This window comes from Candidatus Limimorpha avicola (assembly GCF_056978975.1).
This window is the reverse complement of record NZ_DBMCYK010000019.1, coordinates 16,342-36,435: the sequence shown is the minus strand read 5'-3', so window position 1 is coordinate 36,435 and position 20,094 is coordinate 16,342. Positions and strand designations below refer to the sequence as shown.

The 20,094-nt window shown below is 33.9% G+C and carries 18 protein-coding genes and 1 CRISPR repeat array; of the genes, 3 read left to right on the top strand and 15 right to left on the bottom strand.

Going from position 1 to position 20,094, the window contains the following annotated elements; translation table 11 throughout:
- Positions 1 to 64: 64 nt before the first annotated feature.
- Positions 65 to 2,224: direct repeats of the CRISPR family, unit length 37 nt; unit sequence GTCTTAATCCTTGTTTTTGTGGAATTTACTCTCAGAG.
- 141 nt (positions 2,225 to 2,365) lie between these two features.
- From cas2 to ACZOVS_RS08540, 12 genes are all read right to left on the bottom strand, one after another.
- Positions 2,366 to 2,845 (bottom strand): CRISPR-associated endonuclease Cas2, encoded by a 480-nt coding sequence (cas2, locus tag ACZOVS_RS08595; RefSeq protein WP_483996821.1) that lies wholly within the window; start codon positions 2,843 to 2,845, stop codon positions 2,366 to 2,368.
- Position 2,846: 1 nt separating this feature from the next.
- Positions 2,847 to 3,851, bottom strand: coding sequence for a CRISPR-associated primase-polymerase type B (locus tag ACZOVS_RS08590; RefSeq protein WP_483996820.1), 1,005 nt, complete (start codon positions 3,849 to 3,851; stop codon positions 2,847 to 2,849).
- 1 nt (position 3,852) lies between these two features.
- The gene (gene cas1, locus ACZOVS_RS08585; protein ID WP_483996819.1) at positions 3,853 to 4,833 is read right to left on the bottom strand and encodes a CRISPR-associated endonuclease Cas1; all 981 of its coding nucleotides are present in this window, start codon (positions 4,831 to 4,833) and stop codon (positions 3,853 to 3,855) included.
- Between the two features lie 43 nt (positions 4,834 to 4,876).
- Positions 4,877 to 5,242 carry a CRISPR-associated protein gene (locus ACZOVS_RS08580; RefSeq protein ID WP_483996818.1) on the bottom strand — a complete coding sequence of 122 codons (366 nt, stop codon included), beginning with the start codon at positions 5,240 to 5,242 and terminating at the stop codon, positions 4,877 to 4,879.
- An 8-nt stretch (positions 5,243 to 5,250) separates the two neighbouring features.
- The gene (locus ACZOVS_RS08575; RefSeq protein WP_483996817.1) at positions 5,251 to 6,477 is read right to left on the bottom strand and encodes a Card1-like endonuclease domain-containing protein; all 1,227 of its coding nucleotides are present in this window, start codon (positions 6,475 to 6,477) and stop codon (positions 5,251 to 5,253) included.
- Positions 6,474 to 7,565 (bottom strand): Card1-like endonuclease domain-containing protein, encoded by a 1,092-nt coding sequence (locus tag ACZOVS_RS08570; protein ID WP_321584797.1) that lies wholly within the window; start codon positions 7,563 to 7,565, stop codon positions 6,474 to 6,476. Before ACZOVS_RS08570 ends, ACZOVS_RS08575 begins: the two co-directional genes overlap by 4 nt.
- Before the next feature lie 72 nt (positions 7,566 to 7,637).
- Positions 7,638 to 9,308 carry an RAMP superfamily CRISPR-associated protein gene (locus ACZOVS_RS08565; protein WP_483996816.1) on the bottom strand — a complete coding sequence of 557 codons (1,671 nt, stop codon included), beginning with the start codon at positions 9,306 to 9,308 and terminating at the stop codon, positions 7,638 to 7,640.
- 4 nt (positions 9,309 to 9,312) lie between these two features.
- On the bottom strand, positions 9,313 to 10,314 hold the full coding sequence (csm4, locus tag ACZOVS_RS08560) for a type III-A CRISPR-associated RAMP protein Csm4 (RefSeq protein ID WP_483996815.1): 1,002 nt from the start codon (positions 10,312 to 10,314) through the stop codon (positions 9,313 to 9,315).
- A gap of 12 nt (positions 10,315 to 10,326) precedes the next feature.
- The gene (csm3, locus tag ACZOVS_RS08555) at positions 10,327 to 10,980 is read right to left on the bottom strand and encodes a type III-A CRISPR-associated RAMP protein Csm3 (protein ID WP_483996814.1); all 654 of its coding nucleotides are present in this window, start codon (positions 10,978 to 10,980) and stop codon (positions 10,327 to 10,329) included.
- A 12-nt stretch (positions 10,981 to 10,992) separates the two neighbouring features.
- Positions 10,993 to 11,442, bottom strand: coding sequence for a type III-A CRISPR-associated protein Csm2 (csm2, locus tag ACZOVS_RS08550; protein ID WP_483996813.1), 450 nt, complete (start codon positions 11,440 to 11,442; stop codon positions 10,993 to 10,995).
- Between the two features lie 28 nt (positions 11,443 to 11,470).
- Positions 11,471 to 14,032 carry a type III-A CRISPR-associated protein Cas10/Csm1 gene (gene cas10 / locus ACZOVS_RS08545; protein WP_483996812.1) on the bottom strand — a complete coding sequence of 854 codons (2,562 nt, stop codon included), beginning with the start codon at positions 14,030 to 14,032 and terminating at the stop codon, positions 11,471 to 11,473.
- Positions 14,022 to 14,717: a CRISPR-associated endonuclease Cas6 gene (locus tag ACZOVS_RS08540; RefSeq protein WP_483996811.1), complete on the bottom strand. Its 696-nt coding sequence runs from the start codon at positions 14,715 to 14,717 to the stop codon at positions 14,022 to 14,024. Before ACZOVS_RS08540 ends, cas10 begins: the two co-directional genes overlap by 11 nt.
- 136 nt (positions 14,718 to 14,853) lie before the next feature.
- On the opposite strand from ACZOVS_RS08540, the gene ACZOVS_RS08535 reads away from it, so the two are divergent.
- Positions 14,854 to 15,780 (top strand): 5'-nucleotidase, encoded by a 927-nt coding sequence (locus ACZOVS_RS08535; RefSeq protein ID WP_483996810.1) that lies wholly within the window; start codon positions 14,854 to 14,856, stop codon positions 15,778 to 15,780.
- Between the two features lie 370 nt (positions 15,781 to 16,150).
- Here the strand turns inward: ACZOVS_RS08535 and ACZOVS_RS08530 are convergent, their stop codons facing one another.
- From ACZOVS_RS08530 to ACZOVS_RS08520, 3 genes are all read right to left on the bottom strand, one after another.
- Positions 16,151 to 16,858, bottom strand: a complete 708-nt coding sequence (locus tag ACZOVS_RS08530; RefSeq protein WP_483996809.1) for a DUF5714 domain-containing protein — start codon at positions 16,856 to 16,858, stop codon at positions 16,151 to 16,153.
- Positions 16,859 to 16,861: 3 nt separating this feature from the next.
- Complete coding sequence (locus ACZOVS_RS08525) at positions 16,862 to 17,398, bottom strand: flavodoxin family protein (RefSeq protein ID WP_483996808.1); 537 nt, start codon at positions 17,396 to 17,398, stop codon at positions 16,862 to 16,864.
- Positions 17,399 to 17,922: 524 nt separating this feature from the next.
- The gene (locus tag ACZOVS_RS08520) at positions 17,923 to 18,792 is read right to left on the bottom strand and encodes an NHL repeat-containing protein (RefSeq protein WP_483996807.1); all 870 of its coding nucleotides are present in this window, start codon (positions 18,790 to 18,792) and stop codon (positions 17,923 to 17,925) included.
- 159 nt (positions 18,793 to 18,951) lie between these two features.
- On the opposite strand from ACZOVS_RS08520, the gene ACZOVS_RS08515 reads away from it, so the two are divergent.
- Both ACZOVS_RS08515 and ACZOVS_RS08510 read left to right on the top strand, forming a co-directional pair.
- Positions 18,952 to 19,842: a LysR substrate-binding domain-containing protein gene (locus tag ACZOVS_RS08515; protein ID WP_483996806.1), complete on the top strand. Its 891-nt coding sequence runs from the start codon at positions 18,952 to 18,954 to the stop codon at positions 19,840 to 19,842.
- A gap of 67 nt (positions 19,843 to 19,909) precedes the next feature.
- Complete coding sequence (locus ACZOVS_RS08510; protein WP_483996805.1) at positions 19,910 to 20,050, top strand: hypothetical protein; 141 nt, start codon at positions 19,910 to 19,912, stop codon at positions 20,048 to 20,050.
- Positions 20,051 to 20,094 lie beyond the last annotated feature (44 nt).

The window sequence follows — 20,094 nt, the reverse complement described above, 5'->3', positions numbered from 1 at the left end:
TTGTTTTTGTGGAATTTACTCTCAGAGCAGATTGAATTGGTTTTAAAAAACAAAAACGGAAAATGTCTTAATCCTTGTTTTTGTGGAATTTACTCTCAGAGCAGATTGAATTGGTTTTAAAAAACAAAAACGGAAAATGTCTTAATCCTTGTTTTTGTGGAATTTACTCTCAGAGGCCTGAATCTGTAGAAGTAGAACTAAAGAAAGAATTTGTCTTAATCCTTGTTTTTGTGGAATTTACTCTCAGAGGACTGAATCTGTAGAAGTAGAACTAAAGAAAGAATTTGTCTTAATCCTTGTTTTTGTGGAATTTACTCTCAGAGGACTCCTCGTAATGTTAGATGTCCTTATGTCATCCTGTCTTAATCCTTGTTTTTGTGGAATTTACTCTCAGAGTTGTCCTCTTTGATACGTTAACTTATAACAACTATCGTCTTAATCCTTGTTTTTGTGGAATTTACTCTCAGAGTATAAGACAAAATTACCAAAAAACATAAAAGTAAGGGTCTTAATCCTTGTTTTTGTGGAATTTACTCTCAGAGGGAAAAGAATTTAAAGTTCATCAACACATATAGTGTGTCTTAATCCTTGTTTTTGTGGAATTTACTCTCAGAGAACAAAAGAATTAATGTTAGGGAATTGGGTATTGGCGTCTTAATCCTTGTTTTTGTGGAATTTACTCTCAGAGTTAACCATTTTATTTTCTATGGCTGAAAATGAAGCAGTCTTAATCCTTGTTTTTGTGGAATTTACTCTCAGAGAGAAAAAGTGTTTCCTATGAATAAGAAGTTAATGAGTCTTAATCCTTGTTTTTGTGGAATTTACTCTCAGAGAGTATCAAAAAACGCTTTACACTTATATTCAAAAGGGTCTTAATCCTTGTTTTTGTGGAATTTACTCTCAGAGTTGCTCTGGGTCATTTATATATGACACTGCAGAGGATAGTCTTAATCCTTGTTTTTGTGGAATTTACTCTCAGAGTGGCACAAGAAAATCAAGTAGAAGAGAAGGTATTGTCTTAATCCTTGTTTTTGTGGAATTTACTCTCAGAGTTAAAAAATGGCTTTCACTCCATCAAAATACCAAAAGTCTTAATCCTTGTTTTTGTGGAATTTACTCTCAGAGGAGGAAGCTGATGACCTTTGGGCACAAGTTTCCCAAGTCTTAATCCTTGTTTTTGTGGAATTTACTCTCAGAGACTTGAAGAGATTTATGCTTTAATAGGTTGTGAAATGGTCTTAATCCTTGTTTTTGTGGAATTTACTCTCAGAGAATGAAAAAATACGAATTTGTAGAAACACGGACCTGTCTTAATCCTTGTTTTTGTGGAATTTACTCTCAGAGTCCGGTTCTGTCAAAGTTTATGATTTTGCCGAAGTGTCTTAATCCTTGTTTTTGTGGAATTTACTCTCAGAGAGGCAAAATTTGATTCTTCTAAATTTCCAATTAATAGGTCTTAATCCTTGTTTTTGTGGAATTTACTCTCAGAGTCATTCAAAAACATTTGCTAAAATAATGAAAGAAATGTCTTAATCCTTGTTTTTGTGGAATTTACTCTCAGAGGAAACCTTCAAAGTCTCAAAAGAGACAATTTGCAGAGTCTTAATCCTTGTTTTTGTGGAATTTACTCTCAGAGACTGAATGGTTAGTTCGTTTAGAGTATGAGTTTAAGTCTTAATCCTTGTTTTTGTGGAATTTACTCTCAGAGCTTTCGTCTTTATTTGACGAAAATTATGTAGTTCACCTGTCTTAATCCTTGTTTTTGTGGAATTTACTCTCAGAGCTGTGCGACAACGAGGTGATACGTTCAATGAGCGAGAAGTCTTAATCCTTGTTTTTGTGGAATTTACTCTCAGAGGGATATTGTTTTATCCAACAGCTTTATGAAGGCTGGTCTTAATCCTTGTTTTTGTGGAATTTACTCTCAGAGAAGACAATATACATCGCTATAGAAAAATCAGCCGAAGGTCTTAATCCTTGTTTTTGTGGAATTTACTCTCAGAGAGTCATTACCCGGGAAGGAATGTTTCCGGGTAATGATGGTCTTAATCCTTGTTTTTGTGGAATTTACTCTCAGAGCTCGTTAGAACACGAGGAGACAGCGAAGGGAAAAATGTCTTAATCCTTGTTTTTGTGGAATTTACTCTCAGAGTTATTTAATTCAAAATTTAAAGTTAAAGTTGCTCAGTCTTAATCCTTGTTTTTGTGGAATTTACTCTCAGAGAGCGTTTTTTATAAGACTTTGTATTTCATATATTTATTCCCAATTTGATAATCATTCTTCATATTTTTTGAAAAAAATATGTACCTATTCATCTTGCAAAGGTACAACAATATTTCAAAGAACTGATATTTTTTATTTGTTTTAAAAAAATAATGTATTTCGACTGTGTGTGATAATGTCAATATTTATGTTTTTTCCTATTATTTTCATCATCTTTAAATAGTCTGTAGATATTGGTAATACTATTATACTGTCAGAATTGTCGTATGCAGACTGAACTTCAGCAAGATCTTCCTTTATTTCATTATATGTTAGAGTATCGGCATTTGCTATGAAAATTGATTTTTGTATTCTCGTACATCCTTTCCTTTCTAAATATTTTACTACCAATTTTCTGACTTTGTCACTTTCTATATCATACATAACAAAAAATAACATGTTATTCCCTTTCTTAACGTTAACCAACAATCCTAGAATTTCTTTTATTCTTTCATTAATGTCTTTTATCTCTTCGATGTTTTCAATATTTCTATTTGGTGGAGCATTTCTATTTACTGTAGCATCATTTAATCTTTTCATTTTCTCGACAAAAGACAGTTCCTGCTTTTTCTTTCTTGGCATACTACAAAATATCTATATATTCTTTTATCAGCATCATTGTCAATTCATTGAGTTCAACGTTAGTACCTGTTCTCGGTGATTTTATTACACTGAATCCTTTTTTTCCATAAAACAGATTGATTTCTGCCAATTTTGTTCCAAGTTTCATTTTAATTTTCTTTCCATACTGTATATTAACAATTTCAGTTACTTCAATTCCGGTTTCTTCAATATGTTTTTTTAATTCTTCTATAATATCATTCAATATTTCAGGAACGAAAATGTCTTTACTCTTATTTATGTATGTTTTTTTAAGCAGTTGGGATCTTATTTTTTCCATGGTATCTGCGTCAGGGTCTTTCCCTGTTTTCACATCATGTAAATTTTTTGTTATTTCAGCACCTGATTCCCTGACTTCCTTGAACAACGTGTATGTATCATTTGTATTTAAAAATTCTTTGATGTCAATACTTTCGCTGTTTTCATTATAATATACATTTGGATCCATACTCATAAAACATGCTCTTGTTACATCACATGTCCTGCTGTCTATTATTTGTTGGATGTTGTATAGTTTACTGAATTTATCTACAAATATCTTATAAAACATGGAATACATTCCGGCATCATAGCATCGTTCATTCAATCTCATAAACACCTTAAGTCCGTCTTCTCCAGGCGATACAAAACATAAAGTTGTTCTGGGATCAGATTCTATTTTCTTTCTAAGCGTATCTATGTTTATTTCTTTTTCAGAAATATGGTCAATGTCTATGATAAAATATGTTGTATAAGCGAAATTGGAAATTTTTCTGTATGGAGGATTGAAAATTCCGCATACTATATACGGCAATTTGCGTTTAAGTTTGGAATACTGTTCTGTACTAATTGTTTTAACTGTTCTCAGTTGTCTTATTTGTGCCGACAACTCTTGTTTGGGATTGCGTAATGCATCGACCAAATACTTTATATTGATTTTTCTCAATTCATCATCGGCAGTTTGTATGTTATGTCCTATCGATATCATGTCAACAATACTTTTTGAATTTTTGAGCAAGGTCTTGTGCGTATAAATTTATATGTGTCAATCTGCTTCTTTTGATTTTTCCGATTTCGACAATCTCTTCCAAATAGTCATTTATCGATTGAATCAAAATTCTTCTGCCAAGACTTTCGAGCCAATAAGAACCATCTTTTCTTACAGAATAATACTCATCAGTAATGGCATGTTGTATCAATATGGAATAAACCACATAATCAATCCATATCCTGTAAAGTTCTATTACATCAAATACGAGTACGGGTCTGTTATAGTCATCGCGATGCATTACACCTATGTATGGGTCTATGCCTGCTTTGATAAGAGCACTTTCTATTTTACTATATAATATGCCATATCCATAATTCAACATGGCATTTGTGATGTCTGTTGCAGGGCGTTGACTTCTTTTTTCGAATTTATATTCCTCCGGAAGAAAGATGTTAAGAGCATCAAAATAAATATTCGATGCTATACCTTCCCATCCACGAAGAGTAGGAGCAATATCCGAAACCACTTCACCAACAAGAATCTTGATTTTGTTTCTATAATCTTCTAATCTGTTAATTGCTTTGTTAACAAGGTTTTCTGTTTTAAAATCGTTGATTTCCATTGTTAAAATCAGAGCCTGTTGATTCTCGATTTTTTTCATGATAATACTTTTAATCCATTCTACTGCATCTTTGGAAAAAGTAAAAGCAAGTTGTCCTTTTCTTATTGATGAAATAGAACCATATTTAGGACTCCATACTCTACCAAAAGGCTCTCCCGATTTATCGGTAAATATTATCTCTATCTCATTTTCTATGGCGAGAAATACTGCATCACTTGTAATTTGTGCACCTTTACATATTTGTATTGATGTGACATTATTAACTGGTATTCTTTGTTTACCATCAGTGTTGGTGATGATGAATCCTTCGTTATCACGGTTAAGTGTTGCTCCGTATGTGTTAATTATTATTTCCATATCCTAAATCATCAAAAAGTTATAATATCAATATGCAAAAAACTCAGATATAATTTCTAAATCTCACAAATTCAAATATTACATTTTTACTCCCATCTTCCAAATCGGTACAGATGCGATATGTGGTGGATGCCAAACAAATATATCCGGCATTTTTTAACTTCGTTATCATACAATATGTGAAACACATTTCACCCATAATATGTACAGCTGTTTCCTCCGGTTTACCAAGACTACATATTTTATTTATGTAATGTTCCGCAATATTAATAATATCTGTTTCATCGAATTTAGGGTCTATATTAGGGAAAGGTATATCTATTATTTCATCGTATGACTTCAATGCGGTTTTTATTTGTTCGGAAGACCACATTTTCATTGGATGGTTGCTGAAATTTATCAACTTCATAATTTATATTATTTACTTATTCCTAATAATTTTGAGACACTGTATTTATTTTTCAACATGCATCCGTCAATGAGAGTAATATCAGAAACGACGGCACGTGCTATTTTGGCATTGAAAGACATTGCTGCACTTTTACTGTCTTTTCTATTATTTATTTCATGTTTAAAACTTGTCAATGTGATGATTGACCTGTTGGGAAATAGTCCGAAACGGGTTTTTATTGAATCAGACTTGTAAATTGTTTCATTCAATATGTCTTTTTTTGTTCCATCTATGAAAATATTTGTTTTACATTCAACAATATATAGTTTGTTCTTGTAAACAAACATAACATCTATCTCATTGTTAACATAATTTTTGTTCACATCAGGATCCTCTTTACCTGTGAGTTTTAGCAGAGTTTCTTTTAAACGAATAGCGTAATCAGAGTTGTTTAAAGTAACTTTGACAGTAACACCTGTTTTTATTTGTTCGTCATCCAAATTCAATTCATCCTTTATACTATAGTATATATATTCTTCAAACCAGTCTCCACTGAAATATTTTATTTCTTCTTTTGATAAATATTCATCAGGTTTATATTCTATTTTTTCGAAAAAAGGTTTGATATCATTTTCAATTTTTATTTTATTCTTTCCACGATTATTACGGAAATAACTAATTATATCTTTATATTGATCTAAATTATCGAAATCAGTAAAAAGATGAAATAGTTTTTTTGCTGTATCATAAGGAATATTGGATAAATTGGATTCTTTATATTCTAATCCGTAACATGTCAAATATTCCTTTAATGTCAATTCTCTGCTATAATTTTTTTCGTCTTTTTCTGTATTCAGCAAAAAATTTATTTTATGATTCTGTGTGTTATAGACTTCTTCGGTTTTGTCAGGATAATATTCTGTAAAGAAAGCATGTGCTGACAAAGACATGATTTTTGTTCCTCCCGTCAGGTTTAGAATAATATTGTCAAATGTTTCAAAGAATCCAGTGTTTTTATGTTGTTCTAATTTAAATTTGATATCCTTGGCATTTTCCGGTTCTACTTCAATAACATCTTTTTCTTTGTTTGGGACTATATCACATGTTTTACAAATATTCTCGAACTGATGTCTGCACTTTTTTGTAGAAACGAAAAAACATTCAAAGTTATCGGTATTGTTTTTGAATTCGTTAATTATTCTCACGTTTGGAATTGTTTGTTCACTTACAAGGCTTATTATCAATGTTTTCATTTTTCAATGGTATTTATAATTTGGTTTAATGTTTCAACAAGTTTCTTTTTACCGTTTTTAATACAATATGTTGTGATTCCACTGTCGTTGCATTTTTCTTCGGCAATATCTGTCAAAGGCGTTTCAGTGATGATAAAGGCTTTGCTGCCTTTCCCTCCATAAACTTGTACGGCATTTTTAAATTTGTCAATATCGGTAGGAGAGAAGATTTGTGTTTTGCACTCCACAAAAAGAGGTTTTATTCCTGTATCTACAATAATATCTATTTCGTTTTTTCTACTTTTGTTTTTGTCTTTAAAAATACAATTCAAGTATAACTGTTTGCATTTGTCCCATTCAGACAGCATAAGGGCAGTCTTTACCTCAAACCATCCGGAGTTAAAAAGTAATTCTCTTATTTTTGGTGATGAAAGCTGAAATTTTGAACGACTGCCTTTTTTGTTTATGTCGAAATTAAATGTTTTGTTTGCCTTGTCCCATTTTAAAGAAGATAAAGTTTTTAGGTCTTCCGAAATTATCTTATCAGAATGTTTATTAAGTTCTCCGACTAAGGTGTTGAATATATCATAATCGTATCTTCTGATCTTTTCTATTGTTATGATAGCATCGAAATCTTCTTGTGAATATGTCTCTAATTTTACATAATTTACAAGAGGATTGCCATACAAACAAAACAAAGTCTCAATATTAAAATCAAAAGTGGTTGTGTTCCCCGTGGTATAATCAAAAACGTTGTTGTTTTGATCAACGTAAATAAAAGATGCATGAGCCATTTTGCTGAACTCTGAGACAAAGAAAAATGTCCATGCTTTAGTACCACTTGAAATATTAATAGAAACTTCATCATTACTGTAACGAGAAAAACATTTCAAACATTTGTTTTTAATATCATTAACGTCAGTAGGTGAAAACAGACGCATTTCAGATCGTATGGAAAACTCTGACTTGATAAGTTTTGCAATTTGTTCAGCACTTTTTTTACTTTCGTTGGAATATATAAAGACTACTTTTTCCGGTTGTATTGCTTTTATCCCGTAATAAACCGGTGCTGGTTGCCCTCCTACAAGTGTGATATGAATTTTAGACATAATATACTCAAAACAATTTTACAAATATCATTGATTATATCGTTACAATAAATCTACAATAAAAGTATATTTTTAAGAATATAGTTCTTTCAGCCATTGTTCTATAATGTTTTTATCCACTATGTCGTATAATCCTTTACATTGAGAATTTATATTTTTTCTGTCATGCGGTTTCATACTATGAAAGATATCAAAAAATTTATTTTTAAGTATCAGCAATTCATTTTCTGATAAAGTATTCTTATCATTAGCTTTTAACCAGGTTTTAACATTTCCAAACAAAGTAGGTAATTTCGAGATATGAGATATCTTCTCATTTAATTCTATTTTATTTTTATTTTTTTTGTCTATAAGTTCTTTTTCTTTAATTTCCTGTAGTGCTAATTCTGTAATTTTAACATTTATTTCTTCAATTTTTTCATCAAATGAAGTATTATCAGGAATTGTTTCCTTTAATTTGCTGAAAATCTCAAGTGCTTCATCCCATCGCTCTGAAATATATAATTCATTGGCATTTTTGACAAGTTCTCTTACTTGATTTTCGTGTTCTTCTTTTTCTTTTTTAAGACGTTCTGCTTCTAAACTTTTAAGACGATATGTTTCATTTTTTTGTGAAATATTATTTTTAACATCTTTTTTCTCAGAACATTCATCTTCTGACAGAATTCGGAGTTTTACAAAACCCATTAAACTTAAATTATCTTTATAACTTACGATTTTTCTAGATTTGTATTTACACTTACCATTATTTTCAACTTCTACAGGTTCAATGTAATCATCATATTGCCAATCTCCGGTTATTGAATGAAAACCGGAGCCGGCTGACATTTTTAAGATACAATAATTATTGTCTGCCGGAATTTTATTAAGAAGCGTTTCAATGGAATTTATTATATCATCAGTCCTTTCCGCTTGATTATATTTTTCAAAAAAAGATTTTTCTTTGTTCAGATAAGTTCTCGTATGATTATTGATAATACCAAATAAATATGTCAGATCATTATTTAAAACAGATAGTTTCTTTTCTTTTTTTGAATGTTCTTTTATCATTCTGAAAAGTTCCGGAGACATCATTATCTGTGATGATTCTTTTTGTCCAGGTTTAATACTTTCATAAAGAGTATTAAATTCATTGGGTTTATATTTGTCATCGGTATATGAATTTCCTCCTCCTTTATGTTTCCATCCTCCCATCCATTTATTGTTAAGTTTATGAAGATTAAAAATTAAAGTGTTGACCAATATAGTGTCATCAAATTCTGTATCAGAAATTTTTATGAATCGCATGAATTCATTTCCATTTTTGGTATCACCAAATACATCTTTCTCGTTTTTTTCGAGTTTATCTTTCAGAAATTTGAATAAGACAGAACGTATGGCGCCTTTTAAAGAACTCCCCGGGAGAATGGGGTTGCCGGTGAATTGATTTTTGACAAAAGTCTTAATCTCGTTGGACGGCTCAACTCTATTGGGATATAAAAAAACTTTATCAGATACTTCCTGTAACTTATTCTTTGTAATATAGTTAATTATTTCTTTTTCATTTTGTACAACAAGAAATGAACTGATTTTTTTAATGTCGATACCTGAACCAACTATTTTTCTAAGATTAAGTTTATATAATTTTGAGCCATCAACAATAAAATCAACTCCCTTTATCCAGTCTTTTTCATTCCCGGCACCAATCGACAATGGTGTTAAAATTTCAATTTCAATATCATATCTTTTATTTATTTCGTTCATGATTTTATAATTTAACAGGTATGAATATAGATTTGCCATAACGCCAAACAGGGTGTTCTATTTGTTTCTCAAAAGGTAATTCCGGTTTTAAATCCACAATTTTTCCATAAATGGCGATATCTTCAACTTTTTTGAAAAATATTGAACCGGCAGTAAATGCATAAATTACGTTTTTTCTTATGCTATTATATGGAGGAGTAGTTATCCAACCTCCGATGCGAACTATATCATAAGCCACATTTTCTCCATTCAACATTGCTTCAAGTTGTTCTTTTGATTCTGGAATATATGAAGACAAAGACATACAATAACTCTGATTTTCAGGAACGGTGAGTTCTATATAGTCTTTTTCATATTCAAAAAAGCCATTGCCAACATTCCTGTCTGTCCCTATTCCTTCAGTTTGTAGTAAATCAAGAGCATTTTCAATGATAGACGTATCTCCATGAACTATAAAATATAAACCGGAATAGTCTTTAAAGAAAATTCGTTCCATATAAAAAGGTTTTGCATCTTCTTCACCATTTCTTGACACAGATACCCTTGGCGATACCTGAGAAAAAATGAAGTTACTGTCAAAATCATCTCCATAACATGTTGTCAAATAATCATCATTAATATTGTCAATGTCAGATTCTGAAGAAAACAAATCTTCACCATTTATTATTTTTTCAAAATATTTCTTATCAATCCATGATACTTTTTTAACCATTTTTGCTTTTGTAAGGTCTTTAAGTTGAGGTTGTTTTTGCATCAGTGGTTTCGGAAAAAACAGGATAGGAGTACTGTTCTTACTTTTTTGATAGAAAGGGAAAAGACTGCTGATACTACAATTCAAGTCACCGTTTTTTATATCATTTTCTTTTCCCAATTTTGCCATGCAAGAGGTAAGAGCTGCGTACATGGTGTCAGAAGATATACTCCTCAGACTTATACTGTAATCATCTCGTGCATCTCCTAAATGTAAAGGTGTCGTGAAATGCAGTTTGTAAATTTTGAACTCCATATCAACAAAAGATTAAATTGTTAACTTCTTTTCCATCTTCCATTTTGTTTCTTCAGAAGCCTCATGATATTCTATATTGTCAAACTTGATTTGACCATAACCGCGAGAGCCATTACCACCTAAATAATCATTCTCAAGAGCATTTATTCCTTTTTTCAAAAGTTCCAGAAATTCTTTTTCATCATCATCATCCCATATATTTATTATAAATTCCACTTCGAACGAAACGCCGGCCGGAATACGTTCTGTTTGACGTGGATTCGATGCTGTACCTTTAACTCTATCAATAACATTTTCCCATTTACCCTCGGTGTATGGCATATCGAGATTATCACAATTCTCTAACATGTTAATAGATGTTTCTGTTAACATTGCATCACGAACAATTAATTTCGATGGTTGGTTGTTTTGAGAAAAACCAAACAACTTGTTCACAGCAGTATCATTGCCAACTTCAGTTGCACCGGCAATCTGTTCTAACAAACAACGCATTTTGCCTTTCAATGAGCTGCCAGGAATATACGGTTGGTTGTCTTTTGTTGCTATTTTAATGACTGGATTATCTATTCCACCAATTTCTACATTGTCACTGTTACCTCCGATATGCAAACCGGTTAACAATTCGATAGTAGAGTTCATTTTTATTTTTTTTACTAATTTTTTCATAGCGGTATATTTTTAATTATTGTTTTCTTGTCCTCCGTAATATTTGTGATATGCTACGATAGCTTCAATGATTTTTACAAAGTTATTGAAATCGGATTTTAAATTTTTTCCATTCAAAACTGCATCAATCCCTTTCTCAACTTCTTCAGCAAATTTTTTAATATGTGTCTTATTATTAATAATATTTTGACCTTTTTTATTGTATTTTATTGTATCTCTACCGACAGCATAAGCTAATAATGGTTTCAACATAGCAATATCATTTCGATATTTCTCCACGTTCGATTCAATACGCTTAATTTCACCGAAAAATTTTCTCAGTTGTCCTGTAGTTAAAGGTTTGATTTCATTCTGTTTTTTAGTTAAGAATTCACCGAATGATTTAGTCCATTCCACTGCATCAGGAGTAATACCATCATATATCCACTCCGTTTTTAAATTTTGTTCAGGATACTTTGCCATAATTATTTAATTATTTTTGGTTATCAATTTATTCTTTCAATTCCAGTTCTGCCCAACGAGCGGCAACAGCCATTAACTCATAATTACGAGTCTTTAACAGTTGATTATCTCTTAGATCTTTGCAAAAGGCAGCAACATTCTTGTTGTTTTCATAACGTTTTAAGAAACGCGTCAAATAATATACAGTATTCCAAATATAACTATTATCTTCAGATTCCTTATGTTGCCTTTTAATGGCATTATCTTTGATTATCATAGCATAAGTCATTATTTTATGCAGAATGCTTTTTGACATGTTGTTGTTTTCTACATGTTCTACAAATTGTTTTTTGTAATTTTCTACATATTCGAATTCATTTTCCCATGATACGTTTTCTCCAAAAATATTTATTGAATTTTTCTTTCCGTTGTTAAATTTTTTAGCTGCATGTTCTGCTTCTCCTGCCAATTCGGCAGCCTTTGCTATTGGAAATTTATTCCCGACAAAAACAATACCTGCAGAAATTGATATATCATTTCTTCCAACAAAATCCTCAAAATTTTTACGAATATCTTTAGCGAACATTATCAACTTATCCCATTTACCTATTGCAAATACGTCATCACCTCCTGAGTATAGTATATTTACATCGTTATTGTAATTATTTCTAATAGTATTCAAATATCCGCTAAAGAAATAATCCAACATAAACGAGAGTGTGGAATATGCCGAGAAACTTTGGTCTTTTGGAGGCATGCCATTAATAAAAATAGACCCCAGATTGTCAACGTCCATCTTAAGAATACCCAAATAGCCATTACCTGCCAACTCCTCAAATGTTTTGTCCCTATTTTCTATCTGTGCCTGTTTGTTGCCTCCATAAAAACTGAACCCGTAACTGCAACTTTTGCCTTTTAATGGAATACCAAGATAATCAGTATTGTTGATTCTTTTTATCATACATGTATCAGCAGATGTTATCTTTTTAAAATCTGCATCATCATCAGTCAATTCCAATTGATCAAACAAGTAGGAGTGAATGCCAAAAGTACTAACATCTATTTTTACACGATTCTTCATGTATTTGTTTTCAGTATTGGAACGATAAGTTACTATGTAATCTATATCTTTTAATGTGTTTCCGAGTTCTGCCTGTTCTTTAACTATTGGTAAAACAAAAGTTTTTTCATCATCGTTTTTATCAAGACACTTGCAATTAACAGATTCTATACCTGTCACTGCACAGACTTTAGTATCATAACTAACTTCATTAACTTCAAAAAACTCGTCGTAATTATCGATTAACAATTTCTTGAATTTTTTATTCTTTTGATTTACAAGTTTGTCAGCAAGATTTTTCCACAACAAACCTATATCTTGATTGGTCTGGTTTTCAAAATCAACACCTTTATACTGTATATTGTAGGAAAAAGCAACATAGTCAATATTTATAAGTAACTGTCCGTAATGTTGTTTCCAAAGTTCTTTTTCTAATTCCGATTTTAATTCAGCAATAGCATTTTTTACTTTATCGGTATTCGGTAAAAGCATATAAAATTTACCACCTGAAGAATAAACAATATGAGCATGAGTTGCTTTTATGTTTTCATGTTGAATGATTCTTTGAATTATTGAGTCAATTAACAGTTGTAAATAAAATGAACGTCCTTTCAAACTGACAGATGCTTTGCGGGAAGCAATATTATATATAAACTTCTGAATGCCGGACAAATCGCCTCCTAATAAAATAACAGGTTTAACACCTTCTTTTATAATCAACCTGTTGTTTTCATAAATAAAGTCATCAGGTTTTTCGATTTTATACATATAAAGACAATCGGCAAATGCAGCTGTGGTTTTTAAATGGTCAAACAAGCTTACATCAGACATATCAGTTGTATTTGAAGGAATACACCATGTGTATTTTTTTAATAAATACAACAAACTTTCAGCGAATACTTCAAAGGTATCAGTCGGCAATTTGTCGAACTCATTTCTAAAAGACTCCCATAACTTGGCATATTTTTCTTGAGATACACCATCTGTCTTTTGTCTTATATCATGAGGAAAACATGATTTATTTTCAATAGTCAAAACAGACAGATCAAAAGCCGAAATCCCTTTCCCATTATTAATTCCGTTGAAGACAGAATAAAGAGGTATGGATTTATACCTTTGAGATCCCCAATTTATCGAGTTGTTATTGGTAGTATTGTCAATATCTTTTTCCAAAGATTGTCTTCTATCTATACCGGCACTCCACCAATCGGCAATCGAAATCAGAGCCTGTAACTCGCTACTTGGTTTATGATGATATGCAGCTAATTGAAAAACATTGTCTTTTGATTCATTATAGTCAAAATTATTAGTTATAAAATCAGGAATTTTTTTTAAAACACTTATTACATCTGTTAAAAATTGAAGAGTCCATACAGCAGGTTGATATCCGAAGTTGCTATCCTTGTTTAGTGGACATATATGATCAGCATTTTTTTTAACATTTTCTGACAATTCATTGGTTTTATCTGAAAAGATTTTGTCGGCTCTCTGATAAAACTTGCCAATATCATGCAGTAAAGCTGCTAAATAAACGTGTTCTCTAATTTCCATAATTATTTGTGTTATAATTGTTTTGTTTTCTTATTTCTCCGTATCCTATACTTACTCCTTTGCCAAGTCCAATATAATCAGGCAAACTGACATTACTTTTGAATGTGGCATTGAATATCATCATTTTAGTATCCTTGTATTGAACAAGATGCGGTTCATTGATATCTGTTATTTTACATATAACTTCCTTATCGAAAAAAACACCAATACCTTTGGCAAACGACAATATATTACCAGTCAGGATGTTTTCCAACATTGCATATCTATCAGCAATACTATCATTACTTCTGAATATCTCATAGTTTTCTTTATTGAGAGGCATCCATCTGTTGATTCTGTATGTAAATAAATCATTCCAAATCTGAGTTATGAACTGATATGCTTTCAGATCGCTGATTTCTAATTTTATCATTCGTGTCCCAATACTTACTTCCAAATTGGCATTTTGAAAGAAACAACCTATAGCTTCAGTTCCTTCTCCTATACATATAATCATTGCCTTGCCGTCTTTCCTTTTATATTGTATCAATGGATAACTGTAACGGAATCCGTCTTCTTTATGATTGTGAAACAATATGTTGCTTGAATCCAAAGCGCCAATAACAGCACCTCTGAACAATGGTATCTCTTGAGACTTTATCTCATTTGCAAACTGAATGCTCAATACTCTGGTTTTGGTAATCATATAATTAGTTTGTTTTTATTATCGCAAAGATAAGACTAATAATTGTAATTGCAAATAATTTTTAAATAATTTTCCTTATATTTTTTTGATTTTGAATTTTCATAATAAAACATTATCTTTGCAGAAAAATACGATTATGAGCGAAGATATTTCTGATGTATTAGTCGTTGGAGTCACTTCGAGGGCATTGTTCAATCTTGAAAAGGAGAATGAGATTTTTGAACGTGAGGGAGTGCGTAAATATCGCGAATATCATGAAAGGAACCGAGATGTGCCGTTGGAGCCCGGTACTGCATTCTATCTTGTCAAGAGTCTGTTGGAGCTTAACAAGCAGGCGCACAAGCCTGTCGTTGAAGTTGTTGTCATGTCGCGCAACAGTCCGGAGACAGGCATCAGGATGCTGAAGTCCATAGAACAGTACGGACTTAACATCACGCGTTTAGCGTTTACGGGAGGGGAGCCGGTGTCGCCTTATATAGACGCTTTCGGAGTGGATCTTTTTCTTTCCAAGGACGAGAAAAGCGTACAGACTGTGATAGACTCTCATAGCAACTGTGCCGCTGCCCTCATTTACGAGCCTCCTACAGCTTTCAATCCGGCAGAAAACGTGGTCAAGATAGCTTTCGATGCCGATGCCGTGCTGTTCTCGGAGGATTCTGAATTGATGTATAAGACCGAAGGTATTGAAATATTTCGCAAATATGAAGATGAACACAAAGACGTCCCTTTGGCGCCCGGACCTTTCGCCAAACTGCTGATGAAATTGTCCAAGATACAGGAGAGCCTGCCCGTGACGGTGGAGTTGTCGCCTCTTCGTCTTGCCATAGTGTCGTCACGCAGCGCACCGACACACATGCGAGTCATCAACACTCTGAAGAAATGGGGAGTATATGTCAATGAGGTGTATTTCCTTGCCGGCATGCCTAAGGACAAGGTGCTGAAAGCCTTTGGCGCACACATATTTTTCGATGACCAGGAGGTGCATCTCGAGAAGTCCAGCAAAGTTGTGCCTTCAGGCAGAGTGCCTTATAGTTCCGACTCTCCACTGAAAAATGTGGAATGACATATTTTGTCCAAAATATTTCAGCGTCTCGATCTGCATCATTAATATGCAAATACAATATCTAAAATAAAGATATATATTCTGATTACAGTTATTCCAAATTTGTATTTGAATATTTTTTCAGTAATAATTAATTTACCGGATTGAGTTTTATTGTATTTATCGGCATTGGCTTTTATATGCTGTGATGATATTCTTTCGTACGACATTTATCAATACTGATTCTTAATCTGTATTTACGATAGATTTAATGATTTCAATTTGATTTAACGATATAAACAAGTTGGATAAGTGAAATATCCTACAATAGTATCCGGAAATATATATGTGTATTATGACGGATATTTTTAAACGTTTATTCAAGGTACCGTCAATAGTGAACAGGATTGAACGGGCAACGGGAGCCTATACATTGTTTGTTGTTTTTGTAGAATGTACAGATAATATGGTTAGGCAGCAGCAATTGTATGCCGAGATGTTCCGCGACAAAAGGCACCGCCTGTTGTATGGCTATAAAAGCGTTTCGTTTACAGCAGCGTGGACCGCCTATAGAGCCGATGACGGAAAGGCAGTTGGCAGTCATGACATTGGCATTGCCCCAAGACTCCACTGTCATAGGGGAGGCGCCGGATACTATGCTATAGAAGATGCCGCCACTCACTGCCGCGCCGCAACAGCCCCAGAATCCGCATGCTCCTCCGGGCACCTTGCTGCCGCGCAACACCATCTCGCGCATTGCCTTGTCGAAATCCATGTCTCCGCCTGCATTACGGTATGCCGTCAGCAATGCGGCTCCTACTATGACATGATTTTCCGGACCATGTAAATGAACATGTTCGTCGTTCATGAGTGTCATTGCTATTTCCACAGGGTCTTTGCCCGTCATACGGTTACATGTCTCCACAATACTGCGTACAGCACTGCCGGCATGGCATTCGTCACATATATAATGACCGTTTTTACAGGCGACATTAGTCATGAAGTTGCGGTGACAATATATACATTCCATCTCCCTGTGCGTCTCGAAATACACAAGGTCTTCACCGCAAACCAAACAAGCTTCGCTATTCTTTTTCATCTGTCATAATCCTTTCCCCATCAGATAAGACCGTTCTCTTACGGCTTTGTCTTTTATCTCACCTTTGTGCCATACTCCGGTACCAAGAACAGTACCTTTTAACGCAGGATTGTCCAAACAGTCGAGGAAACCTTTCATGCTCGAGACCACATATTCCATGATATCCGGGTTTTCTTCAGCAGCAGTGGCGAGATAATAAAACTCCTTGTCTTTTATTTTCTTATAGACGCCGCAGGTACGATCTATGAGAGTCTTCAACTGTGCGCAGATGTTGTAAAAATAAACCGGTGTTCCGAAGACAATGACATCGGCTTTTATCATCTTTTCTATGATAAAAAGTGCGTCATCATCCTGCCGACACGGCACATCTTTCGAACTGCACATATCGCATCCTGTACAATAATTGATTTTATAGTCGGCAAGAAATATCTTCTCCACCTCATTGCCGGCTTCTTCGGCACCACGAATGAAATCATCGCACAATATATCGGAATTTCCGCCTTTGCGCGGTGAAGATGAGATAACAAGGACTTTTTTCATATCGTATTTTGATAATTATTTTGGTTCAAAAACATAACAAAAGCAGGGGATTGGCACATTGAACCGAACCCATCCTGTCAGTATGTCGTGATGAACAGATTAATACTCATATTTTGTCTTATTGCTCCGCAAATTTACTAAAAATTGCGATATTGTCATCTTTGAGGTATGGTTTTTCAAAAGATTGAAATGCGATGTGTATAATCATGTCTGTTTTTCATTGAATATTCATAAATTACGATATTCATTTTCAGATATGAAAAGATATAACGTATGTTGCAATATGGGGGACTTTAATATCATTACTTCCCGTATTTTTTTAAAGAAACAAAAATTATGGCTGAACGTTAGAGAAGAGGTTTTGACTTTATTGTTAATTTAATTGTTCTAAAACGATCATGGACAAAGGTGTCCATTTTCGGATAACAATAAAAAATATCCGCAACGTCTGTTATCTGCATTGCGGATACAATAATATACGTTTTATAGAGAATAACGGTATAAATCGTTTTAATGAGTCAACATCATTCTTTAACTATTATCATGCGGCTGTTAGGCAGGTCTGGTATGTATATAAAACCGTCTTTCACCGTTATATCCGCAGGACCTGTAAGACTTTGTTTCACCTTTATGTCAATAGGTTTCATGGTGCCGTCGGACAGGTTTACACGGCTCAGTTGTGCAGGTCCCCATGTGCTTACAATCAGTGACTTGCCGTCGGAAGAGAATGCTATGCCGTCGTATTGTCCGGGTACGTCGTTCAACATAATTGCCTTTGGTTGTCTGAGGTTGTCGATACGGTAGATTACATTTTCTGCTTTTGGCGCGCCGTCAGTGGCATAAGTTGCGACATACATCACGTCGTCACCAACAAGGATGCCGTTGGGACCGCTTATCTCGAGCCATTCCACAGGCTGTCCGGGTCTTGCCGGGTCGCTGATGTCGATGCTGTATATCTTGTCGGTATTGGTTACCGTGACATATAAGGTGTTGCCGTAGGCAGCAAGGTCGTTGACGAACATGTCACCTTCAGGCATGTCGATGATATCTGTCAACTTGGCTTTGTCAGCTAAGTTATATACAACGATCTTGTTGACGTCACATACATAAAGATAGCCGTTGCGTTCGAACATGCCCTTAGGTCCCGACAGGTTGCCGTCGGCAGGTACAATGATTTCAGATTTGCCGTCTTTATAGAAAACGATGTAGCCCTTACCTTCGGAATTCAGAGGGTTGAGTTCGTCGGTGCCGAAATTGGCAATCAGAATGCCGCCGTCATAAGGATAGGTGCTTTCGCAATAACGAAGTTTTTCTTTCACTTCTTTTACATTTTGTGCCGGCAGTAACATCGACATGCAAAATGACATTAACGTTAAAATGACAATTTTTTTCATCTTGTTTGTTTTTTAATTATTATGTTTTTTTCATTTGAATAACGACAAAATATTTTTGGTATTGTCGATTTTTTTGCAAAGATATGTATTATGAAAAGAAATTTATATATTTGCAAAATATATTTTTTCTATAAAATCGATAGATAAAAACGATAAGATATGGAACTGCGTCAATTAAGATACTTCAGTAAGGCATGTGAGTTGCAGAATTTCTCGGAAGCGGCAAAAGTGTTGTATATATCGCAAAGCACACTCTCACAGCAGATCAAACAGTTGGAAGAAGAGTTGGATGTATTGCTTTTCGATCGTATAGGCAAACGTGTGGTGACGACAGAGGCAGGATTGGCATTCCTGCCATACGCTCTGAAGACGATACAGGAGGCTGAGAGCGGGAGACAAGTCATCAAGGATCTGAAAGGCATTGAGGCGGGGACATTGCTCATTGGAGTGACACACAGCATGAGCAGACTGTTGACAACGGCATTGCAACAATTTACGAAAAGGTATCCCAAGATAATGGTGAAGGCGACATTTGTCACATCAGAAGAAGCCATGTCTATGTTGGAAGCAAACGAGATAGATATGGCGTTGTCATTCAAGACAGAAGGACTGTCGAATAATTTTGAGACTCATCCGTTGTTTTACTCACGGCTGTGTTTCATGGTGCATAAGTCTCATCCTATGGCTGATCTGTCATCCATCACACTGAAAAGACTGTCGCGCACTCCATTGGTTTTGCCGGACATCGGTTTTGCCACAAGAAAGAAAGTAGATGAAATGTTTCGCGACAATGGATTGAACCCCAGGGTAGGAGTGGAGATGAATGATGTACATGCCATTGTACAGATGCTTGAAAGCGGCTATTGGGGCACTGTACTCACACAGGCGGCAGTACAGGAAGAGCCCGACATAGTGGAGATACCAATAATAAGCTCCGAACAGTTGATATCACGCGGTTATTTGTTCTGGTCACAAGGTACCTATCGCAAGAAGTCTGCACTAGCCTTTGCCGACATCCTGCGCAAAGTGGCAGAAATCATCATACCGTGACATCGATATATAACAATACCATCAAGTCTGAAACACCGGAATTATTGAAACCAAAATATCACAATAAATGTTGTATGTGACAATCCATGCCAAATGGCATAGTAATGACTGCGGCGTGTATTTTGTCATGGTACGTATAGAAAATATGGTAAATTATTTCGATAAAATTATACGAAATGGCTACAAGGAACACAAATGTCGTATCTGAATAAAATAACAGACTTTTTATTTGATAACTTGTAACGGTTATTT

Excerpts from the sequence above, each read along its gene's own strand:
- cas2 (WP_483996821.1), bottom strand. The coding sequence starts at position 2,845 with ATGCCAAGAAAGAAAAAGCAGGAACTGTCTTTTGTCGAGAAAATGAAA.
- ACZOVS_RS08590 (WP_483996820.1), bottom strand. The coding sequence starts at position 3,851 with ATGATATCGATAGGACATAACATACAAACTGCCGATGATGAATTGAGA.
- cas1 (WP_483996819.1), bottom strand. The coding sequence starts at position 4,833 with ATGGAAATAATAATTAACACATACGGAGCAACACTTAACCGTGATAAC.
- ACZOVS_RS08580 (WP_483996818.1), bottom strand. The coding sequence starts at position 5,242 with ATGAAGTTGATAAATTTCAGCAACCATCCAATGAAAATGTGGTCTTCC.
- ACZOVS_RS08575 (WP_483996817.1), bottom strand. The coding sequence starts at position 6,477 with ATGAAAACATTGATAATAAGCCTTGTAAGTGAACAAACAATTCCAAAC.
- ACZOVS_RS08570 (WP_321584797.1), bottom strand. The coding sequence starts at position 7,565 with ATGTCTAAAATTCATATCACACTTGTAGGAGGGCAACCAGCACCGGTT.
- ACZOVS_RS08565 (WP_483996816.1), bottom strand. The coding sequence starts at position 9,308 with ATGAACGAAATAAATAAAAGATATGATATTGAAATTGAAATTTTAACA.
- csm4 (WP_483996815.1), bottom strand. The coding sequence starts at position 10,314 with ATGGAGTTCAAAATTTACAAACTGCATTTCACGACACCTTTACATTTA.
- csm3 (WP_483996814.1), bottom strand. The coding sequence starts at position 10,980 with ATGAAAAAATTAGTAAAAAAAATAAAAATGAACTCTACTATCGAATTG.
- csm2 (WP_483996813.1), bottom strand. The coding sequence starts at position 11,442 with ATGGCAAAGTATCCTGAACAAAATTTAAAAACGGAGTGGATATATGAT.
- cas10 (WP_483996812.1), bottom strand. The coding sequence starts at position 14,032 with ATGGAAATTAGAGAACACGTTTATTTAGCAGCTTTACTGCATGATATT.
- ACZOVS_RS08540 (WP_483996811.1), bottom strand. The coding sequence starts at position 14,717 with ATGATTACCAAAACCAGAGTATTGAGCATTCAGTTTGCAAATGAGATA.
- ACZOVS_RS08535 (WP_483996810.1), top strand. The coding sequence starts at position 14,854 with ATGAGCGAAGATATTTCTGATGTATTAGTCGTTGGAGTCACTTCGAGG.
- ACZOVS_RS08530 (WP_483996809.1), bottom strand. The coding sequence starts at position 16,858 with ATGAAAAAGAATAGCGAAGCTTGTTTGGTTTGCGGTGAAGACCTTGTG.
- ACZOVS_RS08525 (WP_483996808.1), bottom strand. The coding sequence starts at position 17,398 with ATGAAAAAAGTCCTTGTTATCTCATCTTCACCGCGCAAAGGCGGAAAT.
- ACZOVS_RS08520 (WP_483996807.1), bottom strand. The coding sequence starts at position 18,792 with ATGAAAAAAATTGTCATTTTAACGTTAATGTCATTTTGCATGTCGATG.
- ACZOVS_RS08515 (WP_483996806.1), top strand. The coding sequence starts at position 18,952 with ATGGAACTGCGTCAATTAAGATACTTCAGTAAGGCATGTGAGTTGCAG.
- ACZOVS_RS08510 (WP_483996805.1), top strand. The coding sequence starts at position 19,910 with ATGTTGTATGTGACAATCCATGCCAAATGGCATAGTAATGACTGCGGC.